The sequence below is a fragment of the Labrys sp. WJW genome (assembly GCF_001676615.1).
Taxonomy (GTDB): Bacteria; Pseudomonadota; Alphaproteobacteria; order Rhizobiales; family Labraceae; genus Labrys; species Labrys sedimenti.
The window spans coordinates 1-18385 of the sequence record NZ_LYXZ01000004.1; the positions used below are offsets into that span (position 1 = coordinate 1).

Sequence of the window (18385 nt, forward strand, 5' to 3'; positions counted from 1 at the left end):
CATCCAGGGTGAGGGCGAGGCCGCAGCGCCCGCCGCTGCCGCTCCGGCCCCGCAGCCTGCCGCTGCTCCCGCCGCGGCCCCGGCCGTTGCGGCTCCCGCCGTGGCACAGTCGGCTCCGGCTCCGGTCGAGGCCCATGATGCGTCCGGCGAGATCCCGGCCGGCACGGAATTCGTCACCCAGACGGTCCGCGAAGCGCTGCGCGACGCCATGGCGGAGGAAATGCGCCTCGACGCCAATGTCTTCGTCATCGGCGAAGAAGTGGCCGAGTACCAGGGTGCCTACAAGATCACCCAGGGCCTGCTGCAGGAATTCGGGGCGCGCCGCGTCGTCGATACGCCGATCACCGAACACGGCTTCGCCGGCATCGCCACCGGCGCTGCGATGACGGGCCTGCGCCCGGTCGTGGAGTTCATGACCTTCAACTTCGCCATGCAGGCGATCGACCACATCATCAATTCAGCCGCAAAGACGCTCTATATGTCCGGCGGCCAGATGGGCTGCCCGATCGTGTTCCGTGGCCCCAACGGCGCCGCTGCCCGCGTGGGCGCTCAGCACAGCCAGGACTATGGTTCCTGGTACTCGCACGTTCCCGGCCTCAAGGTGGTGGCGCCCTATTCGGCCGCCGATGCCAAGGGTCTGCTCAAGGCCGCCATTCGCGACCCCAATCCGGTGATCTTCCTCGAGAACGAGATTCTCTACGGCCACAGCCATCCCGTGCCCAAGCTCGACGACTTCGTGCTGCCGATCGGCAAGGCCAAGGTGGTCAAGCCCGGCAAGGACGTGACGCTGGTCGCCTGGTCGATCGGCATGACCTATGCGCTCAAGGCTGCCGAAGCCCTGGCAGGCGAGGGGATCGACGTCGAGATCATCGACATGCGTTCGCTGCGCCCGCTCGACACCGATACGGTGATCGCCTCGGTGCAGAAGACGGGCCGCTGCGTAGTGGTCGAGGAAGGCTGGCAGCAATCGGGCGTGGGTTCGGAAATCGCCGCCCGCGTCAACGAGCAGGCCTTCGACTATCTCGATGCACCGGTCTCGCGCGTTTCGGGCAAGGACGTACCGATGCCCTATGCCGCCAACCTCGAAAAGCTCGCTTTGCCGAGCGTGGCCGAAGTCGTCGGGGCGGCCAAAGCCGTCCTCTATCGCTGAGGAGTTGCCGATGCCCGTGAATGTATTGATGCCGGCTCTGTCTCCCACGATGGAGAAGGGCAACCTGGCCAAATGGCTGAAGAAGGAAGGCGACACCATCAAGTCCGGTGACGTGCTGGCAGAGATCGAGACCGACAAGGCGACGATGGAAGTCGAGGCCGTCGACGAGGGCGTGCTGGCCAAGATCGTGGTGCCCGAAGGCACGGCCGATGTGCCGGTCAACGAACTCATCGCCGTGATCGCCGGTGAGGGCGAGGATGCCAAGGCGGTTGCTGCCGCTGGCGCCGCTCCGGCTCCCAAGGCTGCTGCCGCTGCTGCTCCGGCTCCCGCTTCCGCTGCTTCGAGCACTCCTGCTCCGGCTGTGCCAGCCGCCGCCCCTGCGCCGGCCGCTCCCGCTTCGGTGCCGGCAGCTGTTCCGTCCCAGGCCGGTGCGCGGATCTTCGCTTCGCCTTTGGCCAAGCGTCTTGCCAAGGAGGCAGGCCTCGACCTCGGCGCCATCCAGGGCTCCGGCCCGCATGGCCGCATCGTCGAGAAGGATGTGAAGGCCGCCATCGCCGGCGGTGGCGCCAAGGCGACGCCCGCTGCTGCACCGGCCCAGGCCGCGGCGGCTCCCCAGGCGGCACCCGCGCCGGCTGCGCCGGCCGGTGCATCCGACGAGACCACCAAGAAGCTGTTTGCGCCCGGTTCCTTCGAGGAGATCCCGCATGACGGCATGCGCAAGACCATTGCGCGCCGCCTGACGGAAGCCAAATCGACCATCCCGCATTTCTACCTGACGGTGGAAGTCGAGATCGATGCCCTGCTGGCCCTGCGCGAGCAGATCAACCATGGTGCGCCACTGACCAAGGAAGGCAAGCCCGCCTTCAAGGTCTCGGTGAACGACATGGTGATCAAGGCCTATGCGCTGGCGCTCAAGGCCGTGCCGGATGCCAATGTCTCCTGGACCGATGGCGCCATGCTCAAGCACAAGCATGCCGATGTCGGCGTTGCCGTCTCCATACCTGGCGGACTGATCACGCCGATCATCCGCGCCGCGGAGAGCAAGACGCTGTCGGCTATCTCCAATGAGATGAAGGACCTGGCCGCCCGGGCAAAGAGCCGCAAGCTCAAGCCCGAGGAATATCAGGGCGGCACCGGCTCGGTCTCCAATCTCGGCATGTTCGGGGTGAAGTCGTTCGCGGCCATCGTCAATCCGCCGCACGCCACCATCCTGGCGGTCGGTGCCGGCATCAAGCAGCCGGTGGTGCAGGGTGGCGAGGTCAAGGTGGCGACCATCATGTCGCTGACGCTTTCCACCGACCATCGCGCCGTCGATGGCGCATTGGGCGCCGAACTGATGCAGGCCTTCAAGGGCTATATCGAAAAGCCCATGGGGATGCTGGTTTGAGCGGCAGGGCCGCAGGACGGGTTTGGGCACCAGGTATCGCAATCCTGGCGCTGGCGGCAGGCCTCGGGGGCTGCAACACCCCGGGCCTGGTCGAAAAACCTGTCGTTGCAGCCCCGCCCAAGCCTGAACCAACCATGGATCAGGCACGAGAAATCGCTATGTCCGGCATCGCTTCCATCGGTGAGGGCTATCGCGTCACGCTTGACGCGGACGGCTCGGGCCGGGCTTGGCGGGACGGGGTTCCCGGCGTGGTCCCGGTGGCCTGGAGCGTGCTGGATTCGAGCAAGACCACGCTTGATCGCCCGTCGGCTTCCGGCCAGCCTGCCGCCGCGCCGGCGATCGATCCCGCCACCGGACAGCCGCTCTCCCAGCAGGGGACGGGCAAGCCCGTGATCTGCGTGGAGCTGCCGCGGACCCTCAATATCGCGACGGGGTATTACAAATGCGCCTTCGCCCGCGATTGGAAGACCCAGCCCCGGACCTCGCCGGCGGGGGCAGCCCCGGCCGCGACGACCCCAACGGCGGCGCCTGCCGCCAATGCAGGCTAGCAATCGGACGATCTGAGACCTGATTTCCGACCCGGTGCCGAGACGACGAGCGTTTCCGGCGCCAGGCCCAAGAGGAGACCCCAAATGAGTTCCTACGACGTCATCGTGATCGGCTCAGGCCCCGGCGGTTACGTCACCGCCATTCGTTCCGCGCAGCTCGGCCTGAAGACGGCCGTGGTGGAGCGCGAGCATCTGGGCGGTATCTGTCTCAATTGGGGCTGCATCCCGACCAAGGCACTGCTGCGCTCGGCCGAGGTGCTGCACAATTCCCAGCACGCCAAGGATTTCGGCCTGGTGCTCAGCGGCTCGATCAGCGCCGATGTCGGCGCGGTGGTCAAGCGCTCGCGCGGCGTTTCCGCCCAGCTGGCCACCGGCGTCGGCTTCCTGTTGAAGAAGAACAAGGTCGATGTGATCTGGGGCGAGGCCGAGATCACCAAGCCGGGCGAGATCGTGGTCAAGGCCTCGACCAAGTCGGTGCAAGGGGCAGCGATCCCGGCGCCGAAGGGCGCGCAGGGCCCCGGGACCTACCAGGCCAAGAACATCATCGTCGCCACTGGCGCCCGCCCGCGCGTGCTGCCCGGCCTGGAGCCGGACAAGAAGCTGATCTGGACCTATTTCGACGCGATGGTGCCGCCGGACATGCCCAAGTCGCTGATCGTGGTCGGCTCGGGTGCCATCGGCATCGAATTCGCCTCCTTCTATCGCACCCTCGGTGCCGAGGTGACGGTGGTCGAGGTGCTGCCGCAGATCCTGCCGGTCGAGGATGAGGAAATCGCCGCCCATGCGCGCAAGCGCTTCGAGAAGGCCGGCATGAAGATCCTCTCCAACGCCAAAGTGACCAAGGTCGAAAAGACCGCCAATTCGGTCAAGGCGACGGTGGAGACGGCCGACGGTAAGTCCCAGGTGATCGAGGCCGACCGCATGATCTCGGCTGTCGGCGTGGTCGGCAATATCGAGAATCTCGGCCTGGAGAAGCTCGGCGTGAAGACCGATCGCGGCTGCGTGGTGGTCGACGGTTTCGGCAAGACCAATGTGCCGGGTCTCTTCGCCATCGGCGACGTTGCCGGCCCGCCGATGCTGGCGCACAAGGCCGAGCATGAGGGCGTGGTCTGCGTCGAGGCGATCGCCGGCAAGAACCCGCACGCCTTCGAGAAGGACAAGATCCCCGGCTGCACCTATTGCACGCCGCAGATCGCCAGCGTCGGCCTGACCGAGAAGAAGGCCAAGGAGGCGGGCTATACCGTCAAGGTCGGCCGCTTCCCCTTCATTGGTAACGGCAAGGCCATCGCTCTCGGCGAACCCGAAGGCCTGGTCAAGACGGTGTTCGACGCCAAGACCGGCCGGCTGCTGGGCGCCCATATGGTCGGTGCTGAGGTGACCGAACTGATCCAGGGCTTCGTGATCGCCATGAACCTGGAGACCACCGAGGAAGACCTGATGCATGCGGTGTTCCCGCATCCGACCCTGTCGGAAATGATGCATGAGAGCGTCCTGGACGCCTATGGTCGCGCCATCCATATGTAAATTGAGCGCACGACCTGCACGCATGCCGGCGAAAAGCAGGCATGCGTGTGGGAGAGGCTAGCCGGGCTTGCCCGGCAATGGTGAAGCGCAGGCTTTCCTGATATATCGGCCTCAATGAAGCGAAAGGCTTGTCATGGCTGTCGTCCTCGATCTCCTCAACAACGACAATCGGCCGCGCCATCCCGAGAAGGCGCACCGGCCGGATCAGCCCATGCTGCGCAAGCCGGACTGGATCCGCGTCAAGGCACCGGGATCGCCGGGCTGGCGGGATACCCAGGCCATCGTCAAGGAGAACAAGCTCGTCACCGTCTGCGAGGAAGCGGGCTGCCCCAATATCGGCGAGTGCTGGGACAAGAAGCACGCCACCTTCATGATCATGGGCGACACCTGCACGCGGGCCTGCGCCTTCTGCAACGTCAAGACCGGCATGCCCGGGCCGCTCGACCCCATGGAGCCCGAGCATACTGGCATCGCCGTGGCCAAGCTCGGCCTCAGCCATGTGGTGATCACCTCGGTGGATCGCGACGATCTCAAGGATGGCGGTGCCCAGCATTTCGCCGAGGTGATCAAGGCGATCCGCCACCATTCGCCCGGCACCACCATCGAGATCCTGACGCCCGACTTCCTGCGCAAGGATGGCGCGCTCGAGATCGTGGTGGCGGCCAAGCCCGACGTGTTCAATCACAATATGGAAACGGTCGCTTCCAATTACCTCACCGTCCGCCCCGGCGCGCGCTACTTCCATTCGATGCGGCTGCTGCAGCGGGTGAAGGAGCTCGACCCCTCCATCTTCACCAAGTCAGGCATCATGGTCGGCCTCGGCGAGAAGCGGAACGAGGTGCTGCAGCTGATGGACGATCTGCGCTCGGCCAGTGTGGACTTCATCACCATCGGCCAGTATCTGGCGCCATCCCGCAAGCATCATCCGGTGGTGGCCTACATCACGCCGGACGAGTTCAAGAGCTATGAGACGGTGGCCTATACCAAGGGCTTCCTGATGGTCTCCTCCTCGCCGCTGACACGCTCGTCCCACCATGCGGGCGACGACTTCGCCCGGCTGAAGGCCAATCGGGCAGCCAAGCTCGGTCGGGCCTAGGCCTGTCAGCAAGGGGGATCCCGCCTTGCGGCTTCGGGCTCTGCCGAAGCCGGTCCTGCAGCCTATTGGCTGGTCTAGAGCCGAATGTGCGGATCGCACGCATCGTTGATGTGCCTGCTCCCGAATTGTGTATTTTTTGTAATGTATTGTTTTTGATAGATTTTCTCTGTCAAAAAACTGTCACGTTCGCTTGAAAATGTTTTAGCCTTTCCCTCGTCGCGTCGGTCCGACAGGCGCGTTGCAATGCTGGGGGAGGACAATGAAGACATCTTTGAAACGACGAATGGCCGCCGGCGCTTCGCTGGGCGTCGCCTTGCTCCTGATGGGAGCGACGCATGGCCGGGCCGAGGATGCCAAGGTGATCCAGGCCGACGATCCCTATTTCAAGCAGGCGGACGCCACGCTCCAAGCCATTCTCAAGCGGCAGAAGAATACCAACCGGGCCAAGAACGTCATCCTCTTCGTCGGTGACGGCATGGGTTTTTCGACCGTGACGGCCGCGCGCATCTTCGAAGGGCAGCAACGCGGGGTGGATGGGGAATCCAACGTGCTGGCCTGGGAAGGCTTTCCCTATCTCGCGGCGTCCAAAACCTATTCGGCCGACGCCCAGATCACCGATTCAGCCCCGAGCGCGGTCGCGATGACCACGGGCGTCAAGACCATCAACGATCTGATGGGCCTAAACCACACCGCCAAGCTCGATTCCTGCGAGGACCAGAAGACCAAGCAGGTCACGACCTTGTGGGAAATGGCGGAGTCGCTGGGCATGTCGACTGGCGCCGTCACCACGGCGCGTCTGACTCACGCCACCCCCGGGGCGACCTATGCGCATATCGCCAATCGCGATTGGGAGGACGACGGCCTGATGCCGGCCGAGGCGGTGGCGGCCGGCTGCGCCGACATTGCGCGCCAATTGGTGGAGATGCGCTATGGCGATGGCCTGGAAGTCGCCATGGGCGGCGGCCGCGCCAATTTCATGCCGCTCGGCACGCCTGATGTCGAATATGGCGATGCCGCCAAGAAGCAGGGCCGGCGCAAGGACGGCAAGGACCTCACCAAGGCCTGGCTCGACCGCTATGGCGAGAAGGGGGCCTATGTCTGGAACAAGGAGCAGTTTGCGGCCATCGATCCGGCCAAGACCGGTCATTTGCTCGGCCTGTTCGAGCCCTCGCACATGCAATATGAGCACGACCGCCCGAAGGACAAGGCGGGCGAACCTTCCCTCGCCGAAATGGCGGAAAAGAGCATCGACATCCTCTCGCGCAATCCGGAAGGCTATGTGCTCCTGGTCGAGGGCGGGCGGATCGACCATGCCAGCCATGAGTCCAATGCCTATCGCACGCTTTCCGATGCCGCTGCGATGAACGAGGCAGTCAAGGCGGTGCTGCGCAAGGTCAACCTCGACGAGACCCTGATCGTGGTCACGGGGGACCACAGCCACACCCTGACGATGGCTGGCTATGCCAAGCGCGGCAATCCGATCCTCGGCATTTCGGTCGGCGTCGACAACGAGCCGATCTATGGCACCGACGGCAAGACCTACACCACCATCGGCTTCGCCAACGGTCCCGGTGGCTACAAACAGCCCAAGGAACGGCCGATGCTGACCTCCGAGGAAACCACCAAGCCCGATTTCGTGCAGCATTCCCTGGTGCCGCTGTCGAGCGAAACCCATGGCGGCGAGGATCTGGGCATCTATGCCATCGGGCCCTGGGCCCATCTGTTCCAGGGTACGGTGGAAGAGAACTACACCTTCCACGTCATGAATTTCGCCTCGAAGATCGGCGAAAGGCTGAAGGCCAAGAGCCAGCAATAGCAAGGCCGGCGACAGGCGGCCCATGAAAGCGCAGCCGGAGGAGCGGTCCTCCGGCTGTCTTCGTTTCGCCGGACCCGGCGCTGCTTTCCGGGGAGCACGGCAAAACTAGGGAGCTCGTTCGAGATCCAGCGTCCAGGTCTGGCCGACGAGGTCCTTGCCGAAGGAATGATGGCGGTTCTCCGCCACCAGTTCGAAACCCTCGGCCTGATAGATCTTCCTTGCCGCACTCAGGATGTCGTTGGTCCATAGCGTGAGGGAGGCATAGCCGAGGGCCCGGGCGCGCTCGATGCAGGCGCGCACCAGCCTCCTGCCCAACCCATGCCCGCGGGCGCCGGGATCGACATAGAGCAGGCGCAGCTTGCCGACGGAGGCGCTGTCGCTCTTCATCAGGAAGATCGAGCCGACGATGCGCCCGTCGAGTTCGGCGATCCAGGCATCCTCGAGCGCCGGATCGAAATTGGCGACAAAATCACCCAGGATGGTGGCGACCAGCCCTTCATAGGTCCAGTCCCAGTCATATTCCTGGTGATAGAGCTGGGCCTGGCGATGGGTGATCCAGCCAAGATCCCCAGGCCTGGGCTTGCGGAGCATGACGGGTTGCGGCGTGCGTTCCTGCACGTCGAGCAGCTTCTTGATCTCCCGCATGGCGCCGACGAGTTGGCCGCGATCTGCCTCTCCGAGAGGGGTGAGCAGGCTGTCGAGCTGCGCGGTCGTGCCGGCTTCGAGCTCGGCGAAGGCATGGCGTCCGGCGGGAGACAGCGACAGCAGATCGCGGCGGGCATGAGCGGGGTCGGTACGGCTTTCCACCAACCGGTCGGCCTTCAGGCGCGCGACGATCCGGCTGAGATGCGCCTTGTCCATATCGAGGCGCCGACCGATGTCGGCGGCGGTCTGTTCCCCGGCTGTCGCGAGTTCGTAGAGCACGCGCGCCTCCGGCAAGGGGAAGGAACTGGCAGGCATGTGCCGGTCGAGCAGGCGTAATTTGTGGGTGTAGAAGCGGTTGAAGTCGCGGATAGCGTCGATGACGGACATAGGCGGAGCCATTCAATGTTGACTTAGTCAACATTGAAGTCTGAGGCCGTTTTGTCAAACGAAATCGCAGCCCGGCTCCGCCCTTCGCGGCCCGAACGCCGCGATTAAACTGTTTTGCCCGCTGGCCGATCCCTATATGAAGGCATCGGAGTTTGATCATGCCCTCTTTCCGTACCACGCGCCGCGTCAAGCATTCGCCTGCCGACATGTTCGATCTGGTGGCCGATGTCGAAAAATACCCGCTCTTCGTGCCGCTCTGCTCGGCGCTGCGGGTGCGCAGCCGCCAGCCGCAGGACGATGGTCGGCTCGTCATGGTCGCCGACATGACAGTGGCCTACAAACTGATCCGTGAGACCTTCGCCAGCCGCGTGACCATGGACAGGGACAAACTGCAGATCCTGGTCGAATATCTCGACGGTCCTTTCAGCCATCTGGAGAACCGCTGGTCCTTCAAGGATGACGGGGCGGCAGGCTGCGTCGTCGAGTTCTTCATCGACTACAGTTTCCGCTCCCGCACGCTCGGCATGCTGATGGGCGCGATGTTCGAGGCCGCCTTCCGTCGTTTCGCCGAGGCCTTCGAGAAAAGGGCGGATGTCGTCTATGGCCGCAAGGCAATCGCGGCATCCTAGAGCAAGGCGGGTTTAGACGGTAACCCTGATCTCGCCTGCAAGTCTGAGCAGGAGGCCGAGAGCCTGCTCCACCGCTTGCCTGCGGATCTCCGAGCGTGACAGTTCGCCGAAGCGGCGCTCGACATGCAGGCGCGGTCCTTGCCGGCTCCAGGCGGCGAAATGAACGAGACCCACAGGCTTGGTGGCCGTGCCGCCGCCCGGGCCGGCAACGCCGGTGATCGCCACGGCCAGTCCGGCTCGCGAATGGAGCACTGCTCCCTCCGCCATGGCGAAGGCGACGCTTTCGCTCACCGCGCCATCCCGTTCGATCAGGGCCGGCGGCACGCCGAGCATCTGCGCCTTCGCCTCGTTGGAATAGGTGACGAAGCCGCGGTCCACCACGTCGGACGAGCCGGGAATGGCGGTGAGGGCGCCCGCCACCAGTCCGCCGGTGCATGATTCCGCCGTCGCGACCATAAGGCCCTTGGCACGGCAGGCTACGAGCACCTTGGTGGCCTGTTCGAAGAAGATCTCGTCATTCATGGCCGGTATCCTCACTCGGAGCGCGGACATCCTGTCCGCTCTTGAAAGCGTCGCGTTCTACGATGAAGAGCGGACATCGCGACATGCCTCCGTGTCGCTGAGATGTCCGCGCTCCGATTAGCCCCAGGGCAGCCGCACTGTCGCCGATGCCATGGCGGCGATGCCTTCGCGCCGGCCGGTAAAGCCCAGCCCCTCGGTGGTGGTCGCCTTGACGCCCACCCGGTCGATGGCGATTCCGGCGATTTCGGCGATGCGTGCCCGCATGGCGTCGCGATGCGGCCCGATCTTCGGCGCCTCGCACAGCAGCGTGACGTCGAGATGGGCGATGGCGCCGCCGCGCTCCCGCACCAGGCCGGCGGCGTGGGCCAGGAAGCGATCGGACGAGGCACCCTTCCATTGCGGATCGGAAGGCGGAAAATGCGAGCCGATATCGCCGTCGCCGATCGCACCGAGAATGGCGTCTGTCAGGGCATGCAGGCCGACATCGGCATCCGAATGTCCCTTCAATGTGTGGTCGTGGGAGATTTTCAGGCCGTTGAGCCAGACGTGGTCCCCCTCGGCGAAAGCGTGGACGTCGAAACCCGTTCCCGTCCGGACGTCGCCGAGGGCGGCCAGTTCGTTGGCAGCCTGTTCCGCACGCTGGAAGTCGCTTTCGGTCGTCAGTTTCATGTTGGTCGCTTCGCCTTCGAAGATGTGGAGAGGATGGCCGGCCCATTCGGCCACGGCGCCATCGTCGGTCAATGTCTCGATTCCGGCTTCGGCTGCCGTGAGATGGGAGGACAGGATCAGGTCGAAACCGAAGGCCTGTGGCGTCTGGACTGCGCGCAGGAGGCTGCGTTCCGGCGTCGCCTTGACCCGGCCGTCCATATCGATCTGCTTGATGGTATCCGTGACAGCCAGCCCTGGCACGGCGGCTCCGTGCGCGCGTGCCGCCTCGATCGCCCGGTCGATCAAAGCGGGGCTGGCGAAGGGGCGTGCTGCGTCATGCAGCAGCACGATATCGGGCCTGTCGCCGATCAGCGCCTTCAGCCCGGCGAGGCAGGACGCCTGCCTGGTGCTGCCGCCGAGAACGGAGCCCGCCTGCTTGCTGATTCCCGTGGAGCTGGTCGCAAAGAGGTCCTCGTCTCCCGCGCCGATCACCGTGACGACGCTGTCGATGGCGGGATGCTGTTCGAAAAGGGCGAGAGTGCGTGCGAGGACGCTTCTCCCTCCCAGCAGGCGATACTGCTTGGGAACGGCGCCGCCGACACGCGATCCGCGTCCTGCTGCGACGATCAGTGCCGCCACGCGCAATTTGGCTGGAGCCTTCATGATCTTGATAACACGAACATAGATGGAATTCTTTCTCGCCACCGGCGCGGAACTTGTTACACTCGCAAGCGAAGTGGCGAAATGCCTGTGGCGCAGGAAAATTGCGACCGGGCACGGTCAAGGTAGTATTTTGGTGGATCGAAGTTTGGAGGCACAAGCGCCTCGGTCGAGTGAGGGTGCACATCTATCCGTGCCGCAATTACGGCAAGGAGAGCAGGCGCGCCGTCACCACACCTATGCCGCGCTTGATCTTGGCACGAATAATTGCCGCCTTCTGGTTGCGCGCCCGACGGGAGAGGGATTTCGCGTCATCGATGCCTTTTCGCGCATTGTCCGGCTCGGAGAGGGACTGGGGGCCAGCGGCAGCCTGCATATCAACGCCATGGGGCGGGCTGTCGATGCCCTGGCCGTCTGTGCGCAGAAGATGCGGGACCGCCGCGTCGACCGGGCGAGGCTGATCGCCACGGAGGCCTGCCGCGCCGCCGACAACGGATTGCTCTTCGTCGAGCGTGTGCTGAAGGAAACCGGGCTCGATCTCGAGATCGTCGACCGGGAGACCGAGGCCCGGCTGGCTGCTGCCGGCTGCATTCCTCTGATCGATCGCAATCTCGATGGGGTGGTGCTCTTCGACATCGGTGGCGGGTCTTCGGAAATCGTCTGGCTCGACATCGATCCGACCGACCGGAACAGGCAGCCCAGGGTGCGCGGCTGGACGTCGCTTCCCGTCGGGGTGGTGACTCTCTCCGAGCGCCATGGCGGCGTCAGGGTGACACGCGAGAGTTTCGAACGCATGGTGGACGATGTATCGGGCATGCTCGCCTCGTTCTCGCATCGGGAGGCTATCGCCAAGCGCGTCGGGCGCCTGCATTTGCTGGGCACTTCGGGCACGGTGACCACCATGGCCGGCATTCACCTGGAACTGCCCCGCTATGACCGGCGCCGGGTGGATGGCTTGTGGATGTCGCGCGGCGAGATCGACAACGTGCTCGAACGTCTCCTGGACATGACCTATGAGGAGCGCGTCGCCAATGCTTGCATCGGCCCTGAAAGGGCCGATCTGGTGATGGCCGGATGCGCCATTTTCGAGGCCATTCGGCGGGCTTTTCCCTGTGAACGATTGCGCGTGGCCGATCGGGGCCTGCGCGAAGGATTATTGGTGCAGATGATGCAGGAGGACCGTGTCTGGCGTCACAACGGTGCGGGGCGCAATCCGTGAGTGGTGGAGCAGGCAAGGGCGGTGGTCCCGGCAAGGGCAAGAACAGTTCCGGCCGGGGCAGTGGCGCGCGTGAACTGGGCGTGCGGCTGAAGACGGCGCGGGGACGTACCCATTCGTCGCAACTCTGGCTCGAGCGCCAGCTCAATGACCCCTATGTCGCCCGCGCCAAGCGTGAGGGACGGCGCTCGCGCGCGATCTACAAGCTGATCGAGATCAACGACAAGGCCAAGCTGCTCAAGCCGGGCCAGCGAGTGCTCGACCTCGGCGCGGCCCCCGGCGGCTGGTCGCAACTGGCGGCGGAGATCACCGATTCCGTCAATGGCCGCGGCAAGGTGGTTGCGATCGACCTCCTGCCCATCGATCCCATTCCGGGCGTCGATTTCGAGCAGATGGATTTCATGGACGATGCCGCACCGGATAGATTGAAGGCGATGCTCGGCGGCCCGGCCGATCTTGTCCTGTCCGACATGGCCGCCAACACGGTGGGCCATCGCGCCACCGACCATCTGCGCATCATCGCGCTGGTCGAGGCGGCGGCCTATTTTGCCGTGGAAGTGCTGGCCCCGGGCGGAGCCTTCCTTGCCAAGGTCTTCCAGGGAGGCACCGAAGGCGATGTCCTCACCTTGCTCAAGCGCGACTTCGCGGTGGTGAAGCATTTGAAGCCGGCGGCGAGCCGTGCAGGTTCCAGCGAGATGTATGTGCTGGCCACCGGATTCCGGGGCCGGAAGGAAACCGATTCCGTCGATTGAGGTTCGATTTCCGGGAGCGCGGGCGTTCTGTTCGCCTTTTCCTTCGCTATTCGCGCGGGTTCCAGTAGCGGGTTGGATGCCTTGCCGCTCCCCGGAAACGCGCTCTATCCATCAAAGTTGGAAAGTTCATCGCGAGAAATCCCTGTCTGGATGACTTGATCCCGGCAGCGCGCCATTGCACAAGTGCGCAATCTCAAGTTCGGACTGATGATGGCTGATCCTCTTAAAATCGGTATTGCCGGCCTTGGCACCGTCGGTGCCTCCACCATTCGCCTTCTCGATCGTCGCGCCAATGCGCTTGCCGCCAGTTGCGGCCGGGGCGTGACGGTTACCGCCGTTTCCGCCCGCTCGCGAACGCGCGACCGCGGCCTGCCGATGGAGCGCTTTCGCTGGTTCGACGATCCGATCGCCCTGGCCCGCGATCCCGGAATCGACGTCTTCGTCGAATTGATGGGCGGCGAGGAGGGCGCGGCGCATGAGGCGGTGAAGGCGGCTCTCGATGCCGGCAAACCCGTGGTCACCGCCAACAAGGCTCTGCTGGCACGCCACGGCGTCGATCTTGCCAGGCGGGCCGAGAAGGCCGGCGTCGCGCTCAATTTCGAGGCAGCGGTCGCCGGCGGCGTGCCGATCATCAAGACGCTGCGCGAAGCTCTGATCGGCAACAATATCGATCGCGTCTATGGCATCCTGAACGGTACCTGCAACTACATCCTGACCAAGATGGAGGCCGAGGGTTTGTCCTTCGATGCCTGCCTGAAGGAGGCGCAGCGCCTGGGTTACGCCGAGGCCGACCCCACTTTCGACATTGGCGGCTTCGATACCGCCCATAAGCTCGCTTTGCTCACCAGCCTCGCCTTCGGCACGCAGGTGAATGCCGATGCCATCCATGTCGAGGGCATCGAGCGCATCACCACCGAGGACCTGCTGGCTGCCGACGAGCTTGGCTATCGCGTCAAGCTGCTCGGTGTCGCCACACGCTCCGAGGCAGGCGTGGAGCAGCGCGTCCACCCCACCATGGTGCCGAAATCGACCCCGATCGCGCAGGTCAACGGCGTCACCAATGCGGTGGCCGTCGATGCCGACGCCGTGCCGGAACTGACCCTGGTCGGCCCGGGAGCCGGCGGCGAGGCCACGGCCTCTGCCGTGGTCGGCGACATCGCCGATATTGCGCGGGGCCAGGCCGGTGCGCCGTTTGGGCGCAAGACCGGCGATCTCGAGCCCTTGCCGGCCGCTGCCATGCAGGCCCATAAGGGCGGGTACTATGTTCGCCTTTCGGTGGCGGACAGGCCGGGCGCCGCGGCGGGCATTGCCACGCGCATGGCCGAGCGCGGGATCTCGCTGGAATCGATCGTGCAGAAGCACCGAGGCGGCAAGGTCTATGGCGGCGACGATCCAAGCAAGGTCGCCGGCGCCGTGCCCGTCATCCTCATCACCTATGCCACGACCGAAGCCGATATTCGCGGAGCCGTCGATGCCATGGTTGCCGATGGCTACATCGTGGAAACGCCGCAATTGATCCGCATCGAGCGCGAGTAAGCAGCATCCCAGGGCGTGTCGCCAGGCAGGTTTGCTGCCTCGGACGCCAAGCCGTAACTGACGACACACTCTAACAACGGAGGAAGCCATGTCGGAGATTATTCAGGTCAAGCCGACGGATGTCATCGAGCGCATCCTTTCCCTTGAACTGGTCCGTGTGACCGAACGCGCCGCCGTTGCTTCGGCATTGCTGCGTGGACGAGGGGATGAAAAGGCCGCGGACAAGGCGGCGGTCGACGCCATGCGGCGCGAGCTCAACAAGATGCCGATCGACGGCACCGTGGTGATCGGCGAAGGCGAGCGCGACGAGGCGCCGATGCTGTTCATCGGCGAGAAGGTCGGCAACGGCCTGGGCCCGAAAGTCGACATCGCCGTCGACCCGCTGGAAGGCACCACGCTCTGTGCCAAGGACATGCCGGGTTCGATCGCGGTGATGGCGATGGCCTCGGCCGGTTCGCTCCTCAACGCACCGGACGTCTATATGGACAAGATCGCCATCGGCCCCGGTTATGCCGAGGGTGTCGTCGATCTCGACGCCAGTGTCGAAGACAATCTGCATGCCCTGGCCAAGGCCAAGGGCGTCAAGCCGCGCGAACTGACGGCTTTGGTGCTCGATCGTCCGCGCCATGCGCCGATCATCGAGGCGATCCGCAAGGTCGGCGCCTCGATCCGCGTCATCACCGACGGCGATGTTGCAGGCGTCATCTTCACCACCAATGCGCATGAGACCGGCATCGACATCTATCTGGGCATTGGCGGCGCTCCTGAAGGCGTGCTGGCGGCTGCGGCGCTGCGTTGCGTGGGCGGCCAGATGCAGGGGCGCCTCATCCTCGACACCGAGGCCAAGCGCGAGCGTGCCCTGAAGATGGGCGTCACCGACCCGAGGCGCAAATACAAGATGGAAGAGCTCGCCTCCGGCGACGTCATCGTCGCGGCGACCGGCGTGACCGACGGGGCTCTGCTCCAGGGCGTGAAGTTCCGCGGCCCCGTGATCACCACCGAAACGGTGATCTACCGTTCGCTCAACGGCACGGTGCGCCGCATCCATGGCGAACATCGCCAGATGTCGAAGTTCAATCTCGACTGATGGATATCCGTGCGCTCACGGCCGAGGAACGCCCTGCCTGGGAACCGCTCTGGCAGGGCTACCTCACTTTCTACAAGGCGTCGGTGCCGGAGGAGACGACGGCACTGACCTGGTCGCGGTTCCACGACCCCGCCGAGCCGATGTCCGCCTATGGCGCCTTCATCGACGGCAGGCTTGCCGGCATCGTGCACCTGATCCTGCATCGCTCGACCTGGACGCCTGGCCCCTATTGTTATCTGCAGGACCTGTTTACGGCCGAATGGGCTCGCCGCCGGGGTGTCGCCCGCGGCCTGATCGAATGGTCGTATCAGGAAGCCACGCGCTGGGGCGCCAGCCGCATCTATTGGCTGACGCATGAAAGCAATGTCGAGGCCCAGGCCGTCTACGACCAGGTGGCATCCCGTTCGGGCTTCATCCAGTATCGGAAGATGCTGCCGGCCTGAACGGCCGGCAGGCCTTGCCTCGGTCACGGCCTCGCTTCGAGGATGAGATTGAACGGCGTTTCCGTTGCGCGCCGGAAGCGGGTGAAGCCGGCTTCCGTCGCCACCTTGCGCAGACGCGCCTCGCCGGCCTGGGCACCGAGTGCCAGGCCGACCTCCTGATCCAGCGAGGCCGGCGTGCAGATGACGGTGGAGGCTGCATAGTAGACGCGTCCGACCGGATTGAAATTGTCCTCGAGCCGGTCATTGGCGAAGGGTTCCACCAGCATGCAGGTTCCGTCCGCTGCCATCGTGGACCTGACATGGCGCAAGGCCCCGACCGGATCGCCCATATCGTGCAGGCAATCGAAGAAGCAGACGAGATCGTAGCCGTGCGCCGGCACCGTCTTGGCCGTGCTGACCTCGAACGTGACGCGGCCGGCCATGCCGGCAGCCTCGGCAGCGCTCCTGGCATCCTCGATCGAGCCGGGATGATAGTCGAAGCCGTAGAAGCGCGAATTGGGGAAGGCCCGGGCCATGATCATGGTCGAGACGCCGTGCCCGCAACCGATGTCGGCAACGGTCGCGCCTTGCTCCAGCTTTTCCACCACGCCCTCCAGGGCAGGCAGCCATTCCTGCACGAGGTGGTGGCGATAGGCGGTGCGGAAAAAACGGGCCGTGCCGCAGAACAGGCATTTGTCCCGCTTGTCCCAGCCGACGCCTCGGCCGGTGCGGAACGCATCGGAGATGGCGGGTTCGTCTCGCAGGGTTGCGGCGACGAGATCGCCCACGGCGCCCAGGAAGACGGGGCTGTCCTCGTCGGCGAAGACTGCCGCCTGTTCCGGTTGCATCGAAAAGCGGGCGGTTCCGGGATCGTAGACCACATAGTCCGAGGCGGCCTGGGCAGCCAGCCATTCGCGTATGTAGCGCTCGGAGGTACCGGTCTTCTCGGCGAGTTGCTGGGAGGTCATCGGCCCAGCCTCGGCAAGGGCCTTGTAGAGGCCGAGCTTGTCACCGATGAGGAGCAGCGACGCGTTCATCGCAGCACCGACATCATTGAGCATCTTGCCCATGAAGGCGTTGAGTTTGTCCGGGTCTATCGTTCCATTCTGTACGGCCATCGCTGTTCTCCTGTCGTCGAATGCGGCCTGCCGTCGCCGGCCTCGGGCTCCCTTGGCGATGCGATCCTAGTGTCCTTCGTTTCGAGACAGGTGTGGGGCATCGCTGCCTGACGACAGCAATCCGCGACTTGAACCATGAAAATTGACGACGCTTGAACTGGTTCGATCACGAGACGAAAGCGGAAGGTTTGCATGACGCCGCGCCGGGAACCCATGCCGGCGACGATGACATCTTCGTCCTGGCTGGATCTTTCGTTACAACCCTGATTTGCGCACGACGAATACTACCACAACAGGGTGGAGGCTGCTCCTGGCCATTAGGCGGATGCCGCAGCGTCGGTTCGGACAAAATCTCCGGCTTGCGGCCGATGGGCTGGCCATTTTTCGAGGCTTCGATTAGATCACCGGCATGTCGCCACCCGTACCAGCATCCGGGCAGCCCGGCCTGCCGCCCCTGTCCGTCTTCATCATCGCCTTCAACGAGGCTGATCGCATCGGTGCGACGATCGAGGCCGTACGCGGCCTGACGGATGACCTGATCGTGGTCGACTCAGGGTCGACCGACGGCACGCAGGCGATCGCCGAGAAGTTAGGCGCCAGGGTGATCCACAATTCCTGGCCCGGCTACGGCCCGCAAAAGCGCTTTGCCGAGACCCAGTGCCGCCACAACTGGATCCTCAACATCGATGCAGACGAGGTGGTGTCGCCGCAACTCTCGGCAGAGATCCGCGCCCTTTTCTCGGGTAACGGACCCGAAGCGGACGGGTACGAGATCAGCATCGCGGAAGTCTTTCCGGGGGAAAGGGAACCCCATCCCTGGGGGTACACGCTGGCGCCGGTGCGGCTCTATCGATTCGATCGCGGCCGCTATGCCGATTCGACCGTGCATGATCGCGTGCATTTCAACGACCAGCCGCGGATCGCTCGGCTGAAGGGGCGCATCCATCATTATTCGATCCGCTCGCTCGGCGATGAAATCGCCAAGTTGAATGCCTATACCGAGCAGCAGGCCGAAGATCTCGACAAGAGAGGCAAGATACTCAGCAGCTGGCGAATTCTGACCGAATTCCCCCTCAACTTCTTGAAGGCCTATATTGGGCGTCGTCATTTCGTGCGCGGCCTCTACGGCATCGCGACGGCGACGAACTATGCCTATTTCCGTTTTCTTCGCCTGGCCAAGCATATGGAGCGACGCCGTCTGCGCAAACTTCGGTGATGCCATATCATTTGGCTTGTCTTCGG

At 64.4% G+C, this 18385-nt stretch carries 17 protein-coding genes; 13 read left to right on the plus strand and 4 right to left on the minus strand.

What is annotated here, in order from left to right:
• The 6 genes from BA190_RS03160 to BA190_RS03185 all read left to right on the plus strand — a co-directional run.
• Positions 1-1150, plus strand: a 1150-nt coding sequence (locus BA190_RS03160) for a pyruvate dehydrogenase complex E1 component subunit beta (protein ID WP_068282474.1), incomplete at its 5' end; no start/stop codon positions are given.
• A 10-nt stretch (positions 1151-1160) separates the two neighbouring features.
• Positions 1161-2537 carry a pyruvate dehydrogenase complex dihydrolipoamide acetyltransferase gene (locus BA190_RS03165; RefSeq protein WP_068282477.1) on the plus strand — a complete coding sequence of 459 codons (1377 nt, stop codon included), beginning with the start codon at positions 1161-1163 and terminating at the stop codon, positions 2535-2537.
• Positions 2538-2695: 158 nt separating this feature from the next.
• Positions 2696-3085, plus strand: coding sequence for a hypothetical protein (locus BA190_RS03170; RefSeq protein ID WP_068282480.1), 390 nt, complete (start codon positions 2696-2698; stop codon positions 3083-3085).
• Positions 3086-3169: 84 nt separating this feature from the next.
• Complete coding sequence (gene lpdA, locus BA190_RS03175; RefSeq protein ID WP_068282485.1) at positions 3170-4609, plus strand: dihydrolipoyl dehydrogenase; 1440 nt, start codon at positions 3170-3172, stop codon at positions 4607-4609.
• Between the two features lie 133 nt (positions 4610-4742).
• A complete protein-coding gene (lipA, locus tag BA190_RS03180) occupies positions 4743-5705 on the plus strand; it encodes a lipoyl synthase (RefSeq protein ID WP_068282487.1) in 963 nt (320 codons plus the stop codon).
• Between the two features lie 259 nt (positions 5706-5964).
• Complete coding sequence (locus tag BA190_RS03185; RefSeq protein ID WP_082979416.1) at positions 5965-7521, plus strand: alkaline phosphatase; 1557 nt, start codon at positions 5965-5967, stop codon at positions 7519-7521.
• Between the two features lie 105 nt (positions 7522-7626).
• Here BA190_RS03185 and BA190_RS03190 read toward each other — a convergent pair whose 3' ends face one another.
• Entirely contained in the window at positions 7627-8553 is a 927-nt protein-coding gene (locus BA190_RS03190; protein ID WP_082979417.1) for a bifunctional helix-turn-helix transcriptional regulator/GNAT family N-acetyltransferase, read from the minus strand.
• A gap of 158 nt (positions 8554-8711) precedes the next feature.
• On the opposite strand from BA190_RS03190, the gene BA190_RS03195 reads away from it, so the two are divergent.
• Positions 8712-9182 (plus strand): type II toxin-antitoxin system RatA family toxin, encoded by a 471-nt coding sequence (locus tag BA190_RS03195; protein WP_068282985.1) that lies wholly within the window; start codon positions 8712-8714, stop codon positions 9180-9182.
• Between the two features lie 12 nt (positions 9183-9194).
• Here BA190_RS03195 and BA190_RS03200 read toward each other — a convergent pair whose 3' ends face one another.
• Together BA190_RS03200 and BA190_RS03205 are read right to left on the minus strand one after the other, a co-directional pair.
• On the minus strand, positions 9195-9704 hold the full coding sequence (locus BA190_RS03200; protein ID WP_068282491.1) for a CinA family protein: 510 nt from the start codon (positions 9702-9704) through the stop codon (positions 9195-9197).
• Between the two features lie 117 nt (positions 9705-9821).
• Positions 9822-11015, minus strand: coding sequence for a bifunctional 2-C-methyl-D-erythritol 4-phosphate cytidylyltransferase/2-C-methyl-D-erythritol 2,4-cyclodiphosphate synthase (locus BA190_RS03205; protein ID WP_068282494.1), 1194 nt, complete (start codon positions 11013-11015; stop codon positions 9822-9824).
• Positions 11016-11115: 100 nt separating this feature from the next.
• Here BA190_RS03205 and BA190_RS03210 point away from each other — a divergent pair, with 100 nt between their 5' ends.
• The 5 genes from BA190_RS03210 (at position 11116) to BA190_RS03230 (ending at position 16046) form a co-directional block, all read left to right on the plus strand.
• A complete protein-coding gene (locus BA190_RS03210) occupies positions 11116-12231 on the plus strand; it encodes a Ppx/GppA phosphatase family protein (protein WP_371260287.1) in 1116 nt (371 codons plus the stop codon).
• Positions 12228-12980, plus strand: coding sequence for an RlmE family RNA methyltransferase (locus BA190_RS03215; RefSeq protein WP_082979419.1), 753 nt, complete (start codon positions 12228-12230; stop codon positions 12978-12980). The genes BA190_RS03210 and BA190_RS03215 overlap by 4 nt, the downstream gene beginning before the upstream one ends.
• A gap of 210 nt (positions 12981-13190) precedes the next feature.
• A complete protein-coding gene (locus BA190_RS03220) occupies positions 13191-14516 on the plus strand; it encodes a homoserine dehydrogenase (RefSeq protein ID WP_068282995.1) in 1326 nt (441 codons plus the stop codon).
• An 88-nt stretch (positions 14517-14604) separates the two neighbouring features.
• Complete coding sequence (gene glpX / locus BA190_RS03225) at positions 14605-15603, plus strand: class II fructose-bisphosphatase (RefSeq protein WP_068282496.1); 999 nt, start codon at positions 14605-14607, stop codon at positions 15601-15603.
• Complete coding sequence (locus BA190_RS03230; protein WP_068282497.1) at positions 15603-16046, plus strand: GNAT family N-acetyltransferase; 444 nt, start codon at positions 15603-15605, stop codon at positions 16044-16046. Before glpX ends, BA190_RS03230 begins: the two co-directional genes overlap by 1 nt.
• Before the next feature lie 23 nt (positions 16047-16069).
• On the opposite strand, the gene BA190_RS03235 is transcribed toward BA190_RS03230, so the two are convergent.
• Complete coding sequence (locus tag BA190_RS03235) at positions 16070-17143, minus strand: class I SAM-dependent methyltransferase (RefSeq protein ID WP_068282501.1); 1074 nt, start codon at positions 17141-17143, stop codon at positions 16070-16072.
• A 409-nt stretch (positions 17144-17552) separates the two neighbouring features.
• Here BA190_RS03235 and BA190_RS03240 point away from each other — a divergent pair, with 409 nt between their 5' ends.
• Positions 17553-18359 (plus strand): glycosyltransferase family 2 protein, encoded by an 807-nt coding sequence (locus BA190_RS03240; RefSeq protein ID WP_068282503.1) that lies wholly within the window; start codon positions 17553-17555, stop codon positions 18357-18359.
• Positions 18360-18385 lie beyond the last annotated feature (26 nt).

Coding starts and splice junctions, on each gene's coding strand:
- BA190_RS03235 (WP_068282501.1), bottom strand. CDS start 17,143: ATGGCCGTACAGAATGGAACGATAGACCCGGACAAACTCAACGCCTTC.
- BA190_RS03220 (WP_068282995.1), top strand. CDS start 13,191: ATGGCTGATCCTCTTAAAATCGGTATTGCCGGCCTTGGCACCGTCGGT.
- BA190_RS03195 (WP_068282985.1), top strand. CDS start 8,712: ATGCCCTCTTTCCGTACCACGCGCCGCGTCAAGCATTCGCCTGCCGAC.
- BA190_RS03170 (WP_068282480.1), top strand. CDS start 2,696: ATGTCCGGCATCGCTTCCATCGGTGAGGGCTATCGCGTCACGCTTGAC.
- BA190_RS03185 (WP_082979416.1), top strand. CDS start 5,965: ATGAAGACATCTTTGAAACGACGAATGGCCGCCGGCGCTTCGCTGGGC.
- BA190_RS03240 (WP_068282503.1), top strand. CDS start 17,553: ATGTCGCCACCCGTACCAGCATCCGGGCAGCCCGGCCTGCCGCCCCTG.
- BA190_RS03205 (WP_068282494.1), bottom strand. CDS start 11,015: ATGAAGGCTCCAGCCAAATTGCGCGTGGCGGCACTGATCGTCGCAGCA.
- BA190_RS03200 (WP_068282491.1), bottom strand. CDS start 9,704: ATGAATGACGAGATCTTCTTCGAACAGGCCACCAAGGTGCTCGTAGCC.
- BA190_RS03230 (WP_068282497.1), top strand. CDS start 15,603: ATGGATATCCGTGCGCTCACGGCCGAGGAACGCCCTGCCTGGGAACCG.
- BA190_RS03165 (WP_068282477.1), top strand. CDS start 1,161: ATGCCCGTGAATGTATTGATGCCGGCTCTGTCTCCCACGATGGAGAAG.
- BA190_RS03190 (WP_082979417.1), bottom strand. CDS start 8,553: ATGTCCGTCATCGACGCTATCCGCGACTTCAACCGCTTCTACACCCAC.
- glpX (WP_068282496.1), top strand. CDS start 14,605: ATGTCGGAGATTATTCAGGTCAAGCCGACGGATGTCATCGAGCGCATC.
- lpdA (WP_068282485.1), top strand. CDS start 3,170: ATGAGTTCCTACGACGTCATCGTGATCGGCTCAGGCCCCGGCGGTTAC.
- lipA (WP_068282487.1), top strand. CDS start 4,743: ATGGCTGTCGTCCTCGATCTCCTCAACAACGACAATCGGCCGCGCCAT.